The sequence below is a fragment of the Streptomyces similanensis genome (genome assembly GCF_039543625.1).
Classification (GTDB): Bacteria; Actinomycetota; Actinomycetes; order Streptomycetales; family Streptomycetaceae; genus Streptomyces; species Streptomyces similanensis.
On the sequence record NZ_BAABKC010000087.1, the window covers coordinates 27267 to 41869 of the forward strand.

Consider the following 14603-nt stretch of genomic DNA (forward strand, 5'->3'; position numbering starts at 1 on the left):
CAGTTGGCGACAAGTGGCGAACGGTCTTCCGCTTCTGGGGGCTGCAAGCTCACACCCCGCTTACAGGCAGCGCTACGGCCGCCCGTACCCGCGCTCGGCCAGGCCCGCGGCGGCCTTCATGATGGCGATCCCGTCCGGGTGGTCGTAGACGGCCCGCACGATCGCGTCGTGCCACGCCTGCTGACCACGCAGCACCCGCCCGGCCGCCGCTTCCCGGCGGCGCGCGGCCTGGAGCCGCTCCTCGACCGTGGGGCAGTGGCAGACCTCGAGATCGGGATTCTCCACGCGGGCATGACAACCGGGGATCAGGTAGCGGCCGCCACGCCCGTCGTCCCACCAGTGGCACACCAGGGCGCGGCCCTCCCCGGCCTCACCGGGCACGCTGCGGCGTCCGTCCGGCAGTACGGACGAAGACGACCACGGCGTCGGCCGGCTGCGGACCCCGGCCCGAGCACGCGGCACAGTAGTCCCGCCCGTCCGGCCCGCCGTCCGGCACATGCCGCCACCCGCGCGTACGGGCGGCCGCCCGCGCCTCGGGCACCGTCAGGGCGTCCGTCATGATCTGCGCGGCACACGCGCCGTACTGCCACGTGGTGTTGCAGTGCAGCGTGATGCGGGCGCTCATCCGGTCACCCGGCCGGTCGCGGCACGCCACCGGTCGACGACGTCCCGCGGCACGCGCCCGAACTCGGCGCACGGCACGCCGTTCAGCCTCGCCCACGCGCGGACCACCGCGGGCTCGTAGTCCAGGGGGACGACGCGTCGACGCGCCTTGGCCGGCGCGATCTCCTCCCTGCGGGCGCGGACCTCGTCCAGGCGCCGCTGGAGCCGCTCCTCCTCCGTCTCCAGGGCGGACAGCTCCGCGTCGGCGTGGAACCGCTTGCGCAGGCCGGCAAGGGCGATGCGGGCGCGCACGCCCTGGTCCTGGGTCTCACTGTCGGCATGGCCCTCGGCCCAGACGAGCAACTCGTCCACCGACGGCTCGGCGGCCGCCTCGGCGTCGGCCAGTTCGCGGACAGGGAGAGCGGGCGCAGCGGTGGCGGGCATGGGGGTCTCCTTGGCGGTGAAGCGTTGACGGGACAGCCGCGGCGCCGGGTACCGGACAACGTCGGGGAGTTCGGCGTCCAGCAGGGCGCGCAGAGCAGCGATGGTCACGGCATGGGCCCGATCTGCGATGAACGGGTGGGCAGTTGGTGAAACGCCGACCGGCCGGAAGCTGTTACAGCCACGCGGCGGCCACGAGGGCCCGCCGGTATACGCCCTCGTCGCGGGAGACGGCCCAACGGCGGCTGTTCGGCTTGCGACGGCGGGGCGAGATGTTCGAGTGCATGACGGGTGCCTTCCTGGGGCGGGTGGTGGTTCAGGCGGCGCGGTCGTCGGTCGGGTCGAGCACAAGGCGCAGGTGGCGCGGCCGGGCAGCGCGCTTGCGCTCAGCGCTGCGCTCGCGGTTCTTCTTCGACCGCTCGTCCGGCAGGCGCCAACCGTGCTGCGCCATCGTCAGCAGGGCGCGCCGCACGGCCTGCTGCTGTGGCGTCGACGGCGCGGTCGGCCCGGGGCCGGCCGGCTGGTCGACGGCCGGGCGGCCGAACCGGCCGGTCGGGTTGGCTTCGGCCATGAGGCGCTCGTACGGCGTCATCTCGCTCTCCTGCCGGGCGGAACGGGTCGGTGGCCGGGGCCGGGCGCACGGGGCGCCCGGCCCCGGCGCCCACCCACCGGACTGCCTGGGGGAACGTCACGGCACGGAGGTCTGTGTCAGAACAGGCCGGACTGCCCGGCGACCTCGAGGGCAAGGCGCTCCGCCTCGGCGGCCTGCTCCGCCTCCTGGCGGCGCAGCGCGGCCTTCAGCGGGGCCTGTTGCGCCTCAATGGCCGCCTTGCGGGCCCGGAGCTCCGCGGACGTCGCCCAGCGCACCAACACCTCGTTGTCGGCAAGCTCGGGCGCGTCACTGCTGACGTGGCACCGTACGTAGGGCTGTTCCAGCCGGTGCCGTATCTCGCGCATCGTCGCGAACCAGTCCGGGCCGAACGCCGCGGCGATGACGACGAGCGTCCCGGCCTCGTCGACGTGCTGGCGCAGGGAGAAGCCGTCGGTCTCATGGCGGGCGGGGGCGCCGGCCTTCTGCGTCGCGATGTTGAGCCGGAGGTCGGTCAGACCGCCTTCGACCAGGTGCCGGCGGATCGTGTCGGTGCGCGTGGAGCGGGGCATGGCGGGTTCCTCGTTTCGGGGTTGGCGGGGGCCGGTGCTCTCCGGCCCCCTTGGGGCGCTGAGGGCTGCTGCTAGCGGTCGCCGAGGGCGTCCGGGTGGACGGGGCACGGCCCGTACACGCCGGGACGGCCGGGGATCTCCGGGTGGACGTGCCGCTGACCGGACAGGCCGCACGCGGTCGCCGGGTCCTCGTCGCAGCTCGTGACGCACAGGCACGTCCAGTCGCGGGTGATCCACTCGACCAGCGCGGCCCGGTATCGCTGATCGGCCAGGGCCGCCACTTCGCTCAGAGCGCGGATGGACGGTTCGTGCAGGGAGATCGCCTCGGCGACCCACGGCACGGCGGCGACCTCCTCGGGCTCGCGGAGGTGCAGGGCGCCCTCCACGGTCGTCACGAGCCGCTCCAGCGCCATGGGCTGCCGGTCTTGGCGGGGAGCGGGCTCGATGACGCTGCGGATCACTGCGATGGCGTCGACGAGGTTCTGCATCGCCGACAGGGGGGCGCCGTCCTCGGCGTAGGTCTCGGCGACGTCCACCAGTTCGCGGACCTTGCCGAACCGCTCGGCGAGCTTGCTGGGTACGAAGGCCACGGGTTCTCCTTGCAGGGAGGCGGGCCGGGGCGCCCACGGCGGACGCCCCGGAAGACTTCAGGGACGTCAGGCGGCGAGCAGGAGCTGAGGGTCGTCCGGCAGGCCGTTCAGGAGCCGGTTACGCCAGGCCAGGGCGTACTTCGGGCAGTTCCCGCAGTGCACGTGCTTGCCGACGCACTCCGGCATCGGGGCCCGGTGGACCGCGTTGTACGACCAGGCGAGCGAGTCGGAGCTGTAGAGCAGGTGGGCGACGCGCCGCAGGCCGGTCGTCTTGAACCCGAACCCGTGCAGCCGGATGCCCATGGCCCAGATCGTCTCGATGATCCGGGCGGCCTCGTCGGTCTGCTGAAGACGGCACACGGAGCCGATGCCGACGACCGGTTCGAGCGTGAGGTTCACGCCGACCTGGTCGTACAGGTCGATGCACCGAAGGTAGTCATCCAGGGTGCGGCCCTGGATCACCGGCATCCACGGCAGTTCGGCGTCCAGCGTCATCAGGTTGAGGAACGACGCGACGGTCTTGAGCTGGTGAGCGGCGATGGTGAGCCCGGTCTTCGCGAGGATCTCGTCCTCGCACATCCAGTCCTGAATCGCGCAGGCGTCCAGCATGCCGGTCTCGTCGTAGTACCGGCGCGCCGCCGCCGCGTACGCGTACGGGGACTTCGTCCACCGGCCGTACTTGGACAGCTCCGTGAAACCGCCGGAGTCGAGCATCCACGGAGTCACGGCGCGCGGCAGGGTCTTCCTGCCGTCGAGCCGCTGATGGGCGACGCACAGCGGGACACAGTCGGTGGCGAACTCCTCGCGCGCCAGCCACGACGGCTGATGCGCGCCGAGGTACGTCACGCGGTCGACGTCGGCGAACCAACGGCGCTCGACGTGGACAGGAGCGGGACGCTTTCCCCTAGACGTAGCAATCGTTTCAGGGGCGGAAATGTCGAATATGGTGGCAGCGATCATTGGTGTTCCTCGCTTCGTGGCTTGTTGGCGGTGCTCTCCACCAACGAAAAAAATAGTACACCATGGGGAATATTGAGGGTAGGGAGCGGTGACGCCGGAAGCGACGGCCCCCGCAGCGAGGCCGGCTCAGCCCTCCGGAGTCAGAAGGACTGGGCGCCGACCGCCTTCGTAGCGCACCCGCAGCGTTCGCCCGTCCGCGTGCCGATCCAGCCTCACCCCCTCCTCGGCGAGCGCCTCGGCCACTCTGCGCGCCACCAGCTCCCCCGGCATGGCTTGCGCCGCGGTGACGTCCCCGACCGTCACCCGATACGCCGCGCCCAGATCGACGATCCGGGCTGCCATACCAGTGCGCTGGTGCTCCGCGTACCCCGGCAGCCCTACGGCCTCCCGGACCCACTCCCGCGGCGGCAGGGCGGGCAGGCCCAGGATCTCCGGCCAGTCGTCCAGCAGACATATGACGACGCCCGTGACGGGGCCGCCCTTGCGGATGGCGGGCGTGCCGTCCATCCGCAACCGGTCTCCCGTCACGTGCACGATGTTCGACGCCGGGTCGGGCGTCATCTGAACCTCGGTGATCCGGAACAGATACGGCCGGCTGTTCGGGATTCCCGACAGGGCCTCCGTCACCCGGATGGTCCGCCCCGCCAGGGCGCGCACCGCCTCCGGCTGCTCGTCCAGGTCCTTGTACTGCTGGGTCATCGTCGTCTCTCCATCGGGAAGGGAGCGGAGGTTCTCAACGGGCGTAGCGCGGGGCCCGGGCACAGGGAGGGTGCTGTGCCCAGCCGGGACACGAGCGGTCAGAGGGTGCGGGCGAAGTTGGCGGTGGCGGCTTGGCGGTGCCTGCGCGCCGCGTCGAGGGCGAACATGCGCTGCTCGAACGTGCCCGTCCACTCGCGGCACGTGCAGCTCGCCGCGCTGGAGCCGTCGTAGATCAAGCCTCCGCGGCGGCCGCCCTTGTTCAGGCCGGCCGTGATCCCGCCCATGCCGACGTCCGCAGGTCTCACATAGCCGAGCGGCTCGCTGGTGCGCGTGCGATGGGCCTGCGCGTGCAGCGCCAGACGGGCGGCCAGGGACACCCGGACCGGAGTGCGCGTCTCGGGCATGTAGCCGTTGGACGTCGCCTCGTACGGCTCGCCGAGCACGACCAGGCCCCGGCCGATGAGCCGCTTCGCCGCGGCGGGCGGGATGCCGTGCAGACCGGCGGCGATGCGGCCGTTGCGGCCCATGAACGTGCCCTCGGCGCCGGTGACCAGGTAGGCGTCACGGGCGGCGATGACGTCCAGGTCGCCGCGGATGGTCGGCGTGATGTTCCCCAGCGGCGTGACCGGCTCCAGCGCGACGGTGCGCTTCTTCGGGATGCGGCTGCCGTCCCACACGTCCCGTTCGATGATCACGCCGCCGGTGCGGGTGGCCTCGACCCGGTACCCGCGGCGTACGGCCGTGCGGAGCAGCGCGCGGGCATGGGCCTCGGTCGCGGTCCCGGTGGCGGTGCTGCCGTCGGCGCTGGTGATGGTCTCGCGGAACACGGCGGGTCTCCTTGCGTGGCGTTCGGGAGGGGAGCGGAGCGGCCGGGAGTGAGGTGCGGGCTGCGCCCCCGGCTGGTGGGGCGGTCAGGGGTACCAGTGGCCGAACTGGTTGCGGCGGGTGACGTACATCTCCGCGTGGGTGTCGGTGGCCCACGGGGACGGCGGCAGCGCGTACCGGACGACCGCGCCGAACCGGCAGGTGGACACGACGGACGCGGTGACGTCGTCCAAGACGGTGATCTCGTCGCCGGGCTCCAGCCCCAGGAAGTCCGGCGTCGGCACGCTGGCCTGCTCCCGCCACCACGCCGCCCACCGCTTCGGCTCCTGCGGGACCGCCGGGAGCGGGGCGAACAGGTCGCCGGGCCGGTGGTCGATAAGCTCGATGTTCTGGGCACTGGGGCTGTAGAGGTGCTCTCGGTCGTAGGCGGCCGGCACGCTCGAGGTGGGCAGCTCCCCCAGCGCGAGCGGCGCGCGCCGCTGCGTGGCGGCCGGCGCCGGGGCGATCGGGAGGTCGAACAGGGCGGTGGTCTGCACGGCGTTGCTCCTGGAAGAGGGGGAAGGCGGGCGGCGTGGGCCGGGGCGCAGCACGGCGGCGCGCCCCGGCCGGTGAGGCGAGGGGACTGTTACGCGGCGCGGGGCGGGGCCATCCCCAGCGCCCAGAGAACGGCGTGCAGGACCGTCGCGGGGTCGGCCCCCTCTTCACCCGCCGCGCCCTCAACGGCGTGCCACGCGGCGTTGTACTGGCTCTCGGTGATCCGTACGGGCTCCTCCACGGTCCACGCCGGTGCCAGGTCGTTGCCCTGGATGCTCCAGCGGTTGTTCTGGACGAGGTACGGGCCTTCCCAGTGGCGCAGGAAGGACGCGGGCACGTGGCCGGCCTTGAGCACCTCGTCGAGGTTCAGGACGGTCCCCTGCCAGGCGAACACCTGGCACTCGGACTCGCCCGTGCGGGAGATCAGCCGGTCCAGGCGGACGCGCATCCCGTGCGTGTGCACGATGTCGCCCCTTTCCAGCTGGCTGGACTTCTTCTTGGTCAGGGTGGGAGCGGTGGTGGCCTGCGTGGGCACGGTGCCTCCTCGGCGGGATGATGAGGAACGGGGCGGGGATGCCGGGGCGCAGCGTGGGCCGCGCCCCGGCCGGAACGGGCGGCTACAGGGCGGCGTCGGGCAGCTCCCAGGACGAGAAACGCAGGTAGAAGAGTTTGCCGTCGCGCTTCAGCGCCTGTCGGGCGGCCGGGATCTTCACGGCGGCGGCTGCCGCCTTTTCGAGGGTCTCGCCGGGGACCTTGACGATGAACTGGCCCGACTTGTCGAGGACGCGCCACCAATCGGTGGGCTCGCCCCTCAAAGGATCTTCCGTCCGGCGCGGCTGCAACTTGTCCACAGGAACCCGGATGATCTTGCGGTGTCGAGCGCTGAGGGCTTCCACGGTGGCCCCCTCGGGCTGCGACTGGATGATCACCAAGTCCCGGTAGTCCTCGTCCGGGTCGGGCACGTAGACGGCGATCGAGTTAACGGGGAACGGGACAGGCGGGGGCGAGAGGATGAGCCGCGTCAGACGCTCCCGGCCGGTGCGGTCGCGCTCCCGGAACAGCTGCACGGTCCAGCCGGCCATGCCGAACAGGTCGGCGTACTCGTTGACGGTCCGCTCCTCCTCGGCCTCATCGACCGTGGTAGCGCGGTCCTCGCGGCGGAACCCGAGCACCACTTCGCCGGTCTCGCGGCGCGGGTCCAGGTGTGCGCCGGAGCTGATGCAGTGGTGCCTGGCGCTGAACGCGGCGAGCGGCTGTCCGTCGTGGGTGAGCAGACGGCGAGCGGCCTTCACCTGGGGGACGTCGGCGCTCTCCGGGAGACACCCCAGGGCGACGGCGCGCAGGTCTGCCAGAAGAGGCGCGGCGCTGGTTCCGTCCTCGCGCTCGACTCGCGCCACGACCGGCCCGTCGGCGGCCCACACGTCTCGCAGCCGGCCGTGCCCGCCCGGTACGGTCTGCGGCCCGTCGGGGAGCTGCGCGGTGCGGCTGTCGTACTTGACCAGGTCGTCCAGCTTGAGGCCAGACGTCTCGACGGCTGCGCGGACGTCGGTGTTCTTGGGCATGGTGATGCTTCTCCTCGGCGGCACGGTGTCGTTCGGGGGAGGGTGCCGGGGCGCGGCGGGTAGGGTCGCGCCCCGGCGGCGGGGAGTTGGTCAGGCGGCGACGGGCCCAGAAACCCTGTCGGCGATGAACGCGGCGCACTCGGCGGTTCCGGCCGGGCCGGACGCCTTTCCGTAGAAAACGACGTCCTCACGGGTGCCGCTGCTGTAGCTCACGCGCCACCGGCCGGCGTAGTGCTCTGCGGGGGCGTCGACGGACAGCGAGTCACCGCTCAAGAAGTCGTAGACGAAGGCCACCAGTTGGGGCATGCCCACGCCGGGGTGGGTGTTGCTGGCGTCCGTGTTCACGAGGAGCCAGGAGTCACCGGCGTCGCCGTCGCGGTGGGCGGTGACGCCGTACTCGGCGAGAGCCTCGGAGAGGGCCAGGCCGGCGGTTTGGGCGGTGGCGGTGGTGGAGACGGGCACAGGTGTGGCCTTTCAGAGGGGGCGGGAAGCGCGGGGTGGCCGAGTGGCCGAAGGGGTGCCGGGGTGCGCCGCGATGCGCCCCCCGGCGGGATGACCGGCCGTCGGTCAGATGACGTCGGTGACGTCGTAGAAGCTGGCCAGGCCGCGCGTGAACCGGTCGCGGTCGAGCGTGAGCGTCGGGCGGGCGAACTCGCCGCGCACGGCCTCCTCGTAGGCCGCTTCGGCCACGGTGCACATGTTGTGGTCAGCGGTCCAGTAGGCGCGGATCGACCAGTAGTCGACGGCGTACCGGATGGTGAGGGTGACCGGCTCGATGTACTCGACCGCCCGGATGATCAGGTCCGCGTTGCCGTCGGCCCCGGTGATGACCGACTCCCGCAGCTTGCGGCCGCCCGCGATGTTGAAGGCGTACGCCTCCCGCTGCTCGCGGAGGACGGCGAAGCTGCGGGCCGCGTGGTGGTCGATGAGGCGCATGGGGCCGTGCTGCACCTCCAGCTCCTCCAAGGGGCGCAGCGTCATGGCAAGCGTCATGAGGGTGTCCTCTCTTCGTGGCCTGGCGGGTTGCTCTCCCGCCAACACGAATAATAGTACACCATGGGGAATCTGAGAAGGCGTTTCGCCGGTGAATCTGCCTCTCAGGTCTCCAAGATTCCCCGCAACGTACTATTCGGTGGAGTTTGGGAGTCTCGCCGGCCCAAGGGGCGGCCAGACCGCGGAGACCTACCTCCAACCGCCCGCGCCCCCCTCCGGCCACAAGACGGCCGCTACGCCCGCAGGTTGAACGCCTCCACCTGCCCCCGAGTGACAGCGACGTGCGTGGCCCCGGCGGAGAACCGCGCCGCTACCGGCCCGCGCTTCCCGGGCGCCCGGCGCGGCGTCGACGGTCGCGGCGGCACCACCGCGACCGGGCGCCGCGCCTCCGGCGCCGGGAACAGACCCCACTGGCCGCCCCGCACACACCCCTCGGTCTCCACCCCGGCGAACTCCCGCTCCACAGCGGCGACGACCACCCGGGACACCTCCGCCCACTCCGCTTCGACCTGCGCGGCCTCGGCGACGACCAGGCGCTCAGCCGCGGCGACAACCGCACGGCCGGACTCCGACCCCGGGACCATCCGCAGCACCAGCGCCGTCACGGCCTGCTCAACGGCCCGCGCCAGGTCGACACCGCCCACCGCGGCCCACACCTCCCCCGCGACAGCCCCGTACTGCTCCCACAGCGGCCGGGAACCGTCCCGCACCCCCGCCGACCGCCCACCGACCCCAAGACCCTGAACCAAGGCGTGCAGCACGTCCGCCCGGAACTCCCGCGCCCGGACGCGCATCGTGGACGAGTCCTCGTACGCGAGGAACGGCTCCGCCGGGATGGACCGCTTCCACGCCCCGAACACACGCACCGCCCGGGTCGCCAGGGCCTCCACCTCGTCCAAGACCCGCCCCAGGACCACCAGGTACCGGGCCAGAGCACGGGCCGGCCCCTCCACGCGCAGCCGGCGCACGTCCAGCCACCCGTGCCGCTCCCCGTTCCCCCAGCTCTCCTCATAGACGGACCACCGCGGATTCACCCTGTACGGCGTCGCCACGTCCAGGCCGTGCACGCCGGCCAGAACGAACGCCGCGTCGTGGTGCTGCTCCGCCCGCCGCTTCGACGGCGACGGGAACACCAGCTCCACCGTGAACCGGCCCGGGGCCGACTCGTACGGGAGCGGGATCTCAACATGCGCGCTCATGCGCTGCTACCTCTCTTCGTGGAGCGGCGGTGCTCTCCGCCGCGAAGGGGGGCCGGGCCTCCGAAACCACGGAGACCCGGCAGGCGGTCAGACACCGTCGCCGTGATCGGGAAACGCCCGCGGGGGCACGGAGTCGTGGTTGGGTCCGGCGTGCTCACGCCGGGCAGACGGCCGCACGGGCGCGGCCTGCGTCGACCAAGACCGGTGACGCGGGTTTCTGGACTTTCTGGACCGTTCACACGCGCGCGGGCGCGTGGGGGCCCCGGGGCGCGCCGCCCGACCCGATCGGCCGGGCGGCGCCACAGGGGCGGCTCAGGGGCGGTGGTCGGTGTACTCGACGGGAACCCCTACGAGGAACCGTCGGCCGATCGCCCGATAGGCGTTGACGCGGGCGTTCTCCCGGTCATCCGTCTTGCGGAACGTCAGGACGATGGGCGGGTGCGCGGGGATGTGGCCCAAGGGCGAGTCGACACCGGCCGTGATCTCGGCCGTGACGTTCCCGCCGGTTCCGGAGTCGCTGGCGCAGCGGACGAGCACCTTGGGCGTGCCGGTCACGATGGCGGACCGCTCGTCGGGCGTGCCGCCGACGGCGGTGTACGCCAGGGCCGCGGCGCGGATCTCATCGGCCGTGGCCGGCATGTCCGTGCCGTGCATCCGGCTGGCGTGCGGCTGGACGGCCAGGATGGCGGCGCGTGCCCGCACGATGGCGTCCTTCGCGGCGCTGCGGGCGGCGGTCTTGGCGGGCAGGTTACGAGCGGCCCGCAGGGACTCCCACGCACCTTCGGCGGTGTCCCGGGCCGCGCGCAGCCTCACGTGCCGCGCGGGGGGCGCAGCGAGCGGCAGAGCCTCCAGGTGGTTGACGAGCCGGTGAAGGCTGGCCGGTGCCAAGTCGGTGGCCTTCTCAGCGGCTTCACGGGCGGCATGGGCGGCGAACAGGGGTGCGGCGGCGGCCGGGGGCGTGAGCGCGGTGATGGCCTCGCGGATGAGCGGGTATGCCTCCTGCTTCGGCGGCTTCACCGTGTGGGCGAACACGGCGGCCAGAGCGGCGTTCGTGGGCTCGCCGGTGTTCTGCTCGGCCCACCACTTCGCGGCGAACCCCTCGGCCCAATGGCGGGTCTTCTCGTCGACCGGCGCGGCGGGGTCGGCGTCCTCGACGGGGGCCGGGCCGAACACGGTATCCAGGGAAGCGCGGGTGACCATCAGGTGCATCTCCGGCGGGAAGGTGCTGCCGGTGGTGCTCTCGTCGTGGCTGCGGAACGTCCAGGTGGGGCGAACCCAGGGCGCGCCGGGGCCGACGTAGGACGTGACAGCGTTGATGGTGCGGGTCTCGTCCATGTGCGCGTGGATGACGTCCATGCCGGGCTGGATCATGTCGGCGCGGACGGGGAGCGCGGAACCGTCGGCGACGGCCTGGAAGGTCTCGGCGTAGTACGCGGCCAGCTCCGCATCGATCTCGCCGGTGAGTTCGGCGTCCGTGGGCCGCTCCGTCGGGGTGGGGAAGACGTCGTCAGGGGTCGCGGGGCGCAGGTACACGGTCCGGCCGTCGCGGTAGACGATGTGGGCAGTCGACTTGCTGGCGGACATGCGCTTGACGGTGCGCTTCACCTCCGGCTGCATCTTCGCGGCGTTGATCTCGTCCAGGGCCTGACGGGTCGGGATGATCTCGGCGGGGCCGTCGTTGGTGATCCGGACGTGCTGGCGCTCGTCGGCGGCCGGGGCCGGGGTCTCCTCGGTTGTCTCCGTGCGGCGTCGGAAGGTGTGAACGATCTCGCCGGGTCCTCCTTCGACTCCGCGCCAGTCCACGGTGAACAGGTCGGCGTCACCCTCGGTGCGGGCACCCATGCCGTGCTTAATTCCGACCGCGAGCGCCAGCCGCTTGCCCTCCTGCGCCGGGCAGCCGCTTACAGCATCCCCCTTGGTCGCTGTGACGTCGTAGACAGCGCTGCTCATGTCGGCGGCGCTCAGGGAGGATTGGAGCGCGTTGTACGGGTCCGCGGCGGGGGCCGGCTGCACCGGGAACGGGGCGTCGATGACGTCCTCGGGCAGGGGCGCCGCCTCCCGGGCGTACTTCGCGGCTTCGCGGCCCATGAAGTCCACGGCGTTCGTCACCGCGCGCAGCGTGCGCAGCTTGCGGCTGCCGTCGACGCTGTAGGTGGTGGCGTCGTCCAGGCGGCCGCGGGTGCCCTTCCGGGTCGGCTTCGTCCACAACAGGGTGAGGGTCTCGGCGGCGATGGTGCGCCCCAGCTCGGTTCCCTTGTGGGCGGCCGGTACGGGGATGGCGATGTTCACCACGTGGCTGGTCAGGCTCTCGCCCTGCTTCGTGTCGATGGTGACGGTCAGGTTGTAGGCGCGGGCCAGGGTGAGAAGTTCGTCGGCGTTCTTGATGCCGGTCTGGGGCTGCTGGGGGGCAGTGGCCATCGGGGGTTCCTCCGGTTCGTGGTCGGCGTGCTGTCGCCGGGGAGTGGAGCTGCGCGGCACGGGTTGTGTCGCGTAGGGGCGGTGCGCCCTGCGCCCGTTCCGGCGGGGCCGGCCTGGGGGCGGGGCGCACCGCCCGCCGGGTCGGGGCGGGCGGTGCGGTGCGGGTCAGAAGGTGCAGGTTCCTGCGAGGTGGCGGCGGGAGCGGGGGGCGATGGTGGCGCAGCCCCGGACGTGCAGATCACCGGTCGTTTCGTAGTTGCGCCACCAGCGGGTGTCCGCGTTCCATCCGGACTCGCCGACGATGAAGCCGTAGAAGGTACCGCCGTCCCAGGTGAGGTATTGGCCCAACCCGCGCTCGCGGACGTCGGCGGCGGAGACGGGGGAGGCGAGCAGGGCGGCGAAGATCGTGCGGACGGTCGCGGCGACCCAGGAGCCAGCCGGGTGCGCGGTCGACTCCTGGGAGAAGTAGCCGCGCGCCTGGGGGTCGATGCCGGCGTGGGAGGCGACGGCGAGCGGCCGGGCGACGTGGTCGGGGATCACGGCGTACAGGCGGCCCATGTGGTCGGTGGTCACGGTGACGTCGGCGGCGGTGAGCGTCGGGGTGGTGGCAGTGCTCATCGGGGTGTTCCTCCGGTCTGTGGCGGCCCCGGTTGCTCTCCGGGGCGGTGAGGGGGCGGTGCGCCCTGCGCCCGCGCCGGCCGGGCCGGTTCGGGGGCGGGGCGCACCGCCCGCCGGGTGGGGCGGGCGGTGCGGGTCTGTCAGGAGATGAGGCTGAGGAAGAGGCGGGCCTGTCCGGCGGCGTCGGCGGCGCTGATGGCGGTCAGTTCGAGGCAGGAGAAGCCCGGGGTCTCAAGGCAGAAGATGTGCCCGTCAATGCGCTGGAGTTCGCGCTCGACGTCGTTGGTGGCGGCTCGCTCGACGGACAGGACGTCGATGCGGTCGTCGGGGGTGCGGGGGGTCCACTGGCCCACGGTGTCGACGTAGACGAAGAACCCGGCGGTGAGCTTGCGGAGTTCGGCGCGGTAGGCGGGGGCGCGGTCCATGTCTTCGGGGCGCGGCTCGGGGGTCTTGTCGAGGGAAACGGGCATGGGGTGCTCCTCGGTTTGTGGTGGCCCCGGTTGCTCTCCGGGGCAGCGGCTTCAACCGCTGAGATCTATAGTACGTCATGGGGAATCTGACGCAAGTCTTTCGGTCGAGAAATTGAGAACACCCAGCTAGAAGGCACCTTTGGGGATTGCCTGCCCCTGAAAGATTCCCCATGGTTTACTTTTCTCAGCCGGTTGGGTACCTTCGAGTCACACCACCCGGCCGGAGGCAATGAGCCCCGCCGGACACGGCGTCGCAGTCCGCAGCACCGCACAGCTCATCGCCCGCGAACTCGGCCGCGACTACCTCCCGAGCCGTCACCCCCCTGACCCGCCAACAGACCGACCTCGCCGCCTAAAAGGAACCCCATGCAGAACACCGACATGCCCTACGAAGTCCGTATCGGAGGGGCCGGCTTCTCCCAGGTCGCCAGGTTCGCCACCGTGGAAGAGGCATACGCCGAAGCCCACCGCGTCCGGAAGACCGCCGAAACCGGCGAACGCGTCGCCTTCACCAACCTGATCGGGCGGACCGGCATGTTCCTCGTCCTCGGCATCCGCATCAACGGCTGGAACCCGAGCACTAACACCTGGCTCTCCCACGCCGGACCTTGGACCGCGAAAAAGACCCCGGCCGACGCCCTCACCCCGATCCCCGCAGACTGGCACGGCGTCCCACTGCCCGACGACTGGTACGGACAGACGACAGCCGCCTGACCCCAGACACGTTCGGAGAGAGCACTCCGGACACCACGAACAGAGGAAGCACCCCATGCGCATCCGCCACTTCCTGGCCCGCCGCCCCCGCCCCGCCGCGATCCTCGCGGCCGGCCTGACCGTCGCCCTCCTCGGCCTCGCGTCCCTCACGCACACCTACAGCGGCCGCAACGCCGGTATGACCGTCGGCACCCCCGGATGCTCCGTCGGCGTCGAGTGGCGCGGCGAGCCGGGCGTCTTCACCTCCTGCACCGGCACCGACCCCGACGCCGCCCCCCTCACCACCCGCTGACCCCGCCCCACCCACACCGGGGCGCACCGCCGTGCTGCGCCCCGGCCCCGACCGGAGGAGACACCCCATGGGCCGCCACATGAGCGCCACCGAACGCGCCGCCCGCGACGTCGTCAACAAGTACGTCCGCGACGGCCTGATGCAGCGGGGGGAGGCCAACCGCGCGATCCGCAACGGACTGCACATCGCGGAGACGACCGTCCGCACGGAGTACGTGAAGAACGGGTGGGGCTCCGCCCTGTACTACGGTCAGAAGGTCGCGGCGGCCCGCGAGGAGTTCGACGCCACCCGGCCCGGCTCGGTCGCCCGCAGCATGAAGGGCGCGCGCCTGCTGGCCACCGAGATTTACGCGGCCGTGTTCGCCGTCGTGGAGGCCGAGGAAGGCCGCCGCGAAGACGCGGAGCAGCTCACGCCGGCCCAGGCCGAGGACGTCATGGCCACCGTCCGCGACACCTCCCGCGAACTCCGCGAAGAGGCCGCCAAGCCGCACACCCGGCTCACCATCGCCGCGTAACAGCCCCCTC

General features: G+C 72.1%; 21 protein-coding genes. 3 read left to right on the forward strand and 18 right to left on the reverse strand.

Annotated elements, in window-relative coordinates; genetic code table 11:
* Positions 1–72: 72 nt before the first annotated feature.
* The 18 genes from ABEB07_RS27615 to ABEB07_RS27700 form a co-directional block, all read right to left on the reverse strand.
* Positions 73–381, reverse strand: a complete 309-nt coding sequence (locus ABEB07_RS27615; protein WP_345670795.1) for a hypothetical protein — start codon at positions 379–381, stop codon at positions 73–75.
* Positions 371–625: a hypothetical protein gene (locus ABEB07_RS27620; RefSeq protein WP_345670797.1), complete on the reverse strand. Its 255-nt coding sequence runs from the start codon at positions 623–625 to the stop codon at positions 371–373. The genes ABEB07_RS27615 and ABEB07_RS27620 overlap by 11 nt, the downstream gene beginning before the upstream one ends.
* Entirely contained in the window at positions 622–1155 is a 534-nt protein-coding gene (locus ABEB07_RS27625) for an Lsr2 family DNA-binding protein (RefSeq protein ID WP_345670798.1), read from the reverse strand. Before ABEB07_RS27625 ends, ABEB07_RS27620 begins: the two co-directional genes overlap by 4 nt.
* Positions 1156–1360: 205 nt before the next feature.
* Positions 1361–1636, reverse strand: coding sequence for a hypothetical protein (locus ABEB07_RS27630; RefSeq protein WP_345670799.1), 276 nt, complete (start codon positions 1634–1636; stop codon positions 1361–1363).
* A gap of 116 nt (positions 1637–1752) precedes the next feature.
* A complete protein-coding gene (locus ABEB07_RS27635) occupies positions 1753–2205 on the reverse strand; it encodes a hypothetical protein (RefSeq protein WP_345670800.1) in 453 nt (150 codons plus the stop codon).
* 71 nt (positions 2206–2276) lie between these two features.
* Complete coding sequence (locus ABEB07_RS27640; RefSeq protein WP_345670801.1) at positions 2277–2795, reverse strand: hypothetical protein; 519 nt, start codon at positions 2793–2795, stop codon at positions 2277–2279.
* A gap of 66 nt (positions 2796–2861) precedes the next feature.
* Positions 2862–3641 (reverse strand): deazapurine DNA modification protein DpdA family protein, encoded by a 780-nt coding sequence (locus tag ABEB07_RS27645; RefSeq protein ID WP_345670802.1) that lies wholly within the window; start codon positions 3639–3641, stop codon positions 2862–2864.
* Positions 3642–3881: 240 nt separating this feature from the next.
* A complete protein-coding gene (locus ABEB07_RS27650; protein ID WP_345670803.1) occupies positions 3882–4454 on the reverse strand; it encodes a hypothetical protein in 573 nt (190 codons plus the stop codon).
* Between the two features lie 98 nt (positions 4455–4552).
* Complete coding sequence (locus ABEB07_RS27655) at positions 4553–5281, reverse strand: hypothetical protein (protein WP_345670804.1); 729 nt, start codon at positions 5279–5281, stop codon at positions 4553–4555.
* A gap of 84 nt (positions 5282–5365) precedes the next feature.
* Positions 5366–5815, reverse strand: a complete 450-nt coding sequence (locus ABEB07_RS27660; protein WP_345670805.1) for a hypothetical protein — start codon at positions 5813–5815, stop codon at positions 5366–5368.
* An 89-nt stretch (positions 5816–5904) separates the two neighbouring features.
* On the reverse strand, positions 5905–6348 hold the full coding sequence (locus tag ABEB07_RS27665; RefSeq protein ID WP_345670807.1) for a hypothetical protein: 444 nt from the start codon (positions 6346–6348) through the stop codon (positions 5905–5907).
* Between the two features lie 82 nt (positions 6349–6430).
* Complete coding sequence (locus ABEB07_RS27670) at positions 6431–7375, reverse strand: hypothetical protein (protein WP_345670808.1); 945 nt, start codon at positions 7373–7375, stop codon at positions 6431–6433.
* A gap of 90 nt (positions 7376–7465) precedes the next feature.
* Positions 7466–7837 carry a hypothetical protein gene (locus ABEB07_RS27675; RefSeq protein ID WP_345670809.1) on the reverse strand — a complete coding sequence of 124 codons (372 nt, stop codon included), beginning with the start codon at positions 7835–7837 and terminating at the stop codon, positions 7466–7468.
* A 105-nt stretch (positions 7838–7942) separates the two neighbouring features.
* The gene (locus tag ABEB07_RS27680; RefSeq protein ID WP_345670810.1) at positions 7943–8368 is read right to left on the reverse strand and encodes a hypothetical protein; all 426 of its coding nucleotides are present in this window, start codon (positions 8366–8368) and stop codon (positions 7943–7945) included.
* Positions 8369–8601: 233 nt separating this feature from the next.
* On the reverse strand, positions 8602–9567 hold the full coding sequence (locus ABEB07_RS27685) for a hypothetical protein (RefSeq protein WP_345670812.1): 966 nt from the start codon (positions 9565–9567) through the stop codon (positions 8602–8604).
* Positions 9568–9879: 312 nt separating this feature from the next.
* Entirely contained in the window at positions 9880–11985 is a 2106-nt protein-coding gene (locus ABEB07_RS27690; RefSeq protein ID WP_345670813.1) for a hypothetical protein, read from the reverse strand.
* A gap of 165 nt (positions 11986–12150) precedes the next feature.
* Positions 12151–12603 carry a hypothetical protein gene (locus ABEB07_RS27695; protein ID WP_345670815.1) on the reverse strand — a complete coding sequence of 151 codons (453 nt, stop codon included), beginning with the start codon at positions 12601–12603 and terminating at the stop codon, positions 12151–12153.
* 140 nt (positions 12604–12743) lie between these two features.
* Positions 12744–13073: a hypothetical protein gene (locus ABEB07_RS27700; protein ID WP_345670816.1), complete on the reverse strand. Its 330-nt coding sequence runs from the start codon at positions 13071–13073 to the stop codon at positions 12744–12746.
* Positions 13074–13439: 366 nt separating this feature from the next.
* Here ABEB07_RS27700 and ABEB07_RS27705 point away from each other — a divergent pair, with 366 nt between their 5' ends.
* From ABEB07_RS27705 to ABEB07_RS27715, 3 genes are all read left to right on the forward strand, one after another.
* On the forward strand, positions 13440–13787 hold the full coding sequence (locus ABEB07_RS27705; protein WP_345670817.1) for a hypothetical protein: 348 nt from the start codon (positions 13440–13442) through the stop codon (positions 13785–13787).
* 55 nt (positions 13788–13842) lie between these two features.
* Positions 13843–14079: a hypothetical protein gene (locus tag ABEB07_RS27710; RefSeq protein WP_345670818.1), complete on the forward strand. Its 237-nt coding sequence runs from the start codon at positions 13843–13845 to the stop codon at positions 14077–14079.
* 67 nt (positions 14080–14146) lie between these two features.
* Entirely contained in the window at positions 14147–14593 is a 447-nt protein-coding gene (locus ABEB07_RS27715; protein ID WP_345670819.1) for a hypothetical protein, read from the forward strand.
* Positions 14594–14603 lie beyond the last annotated feature (10 nt).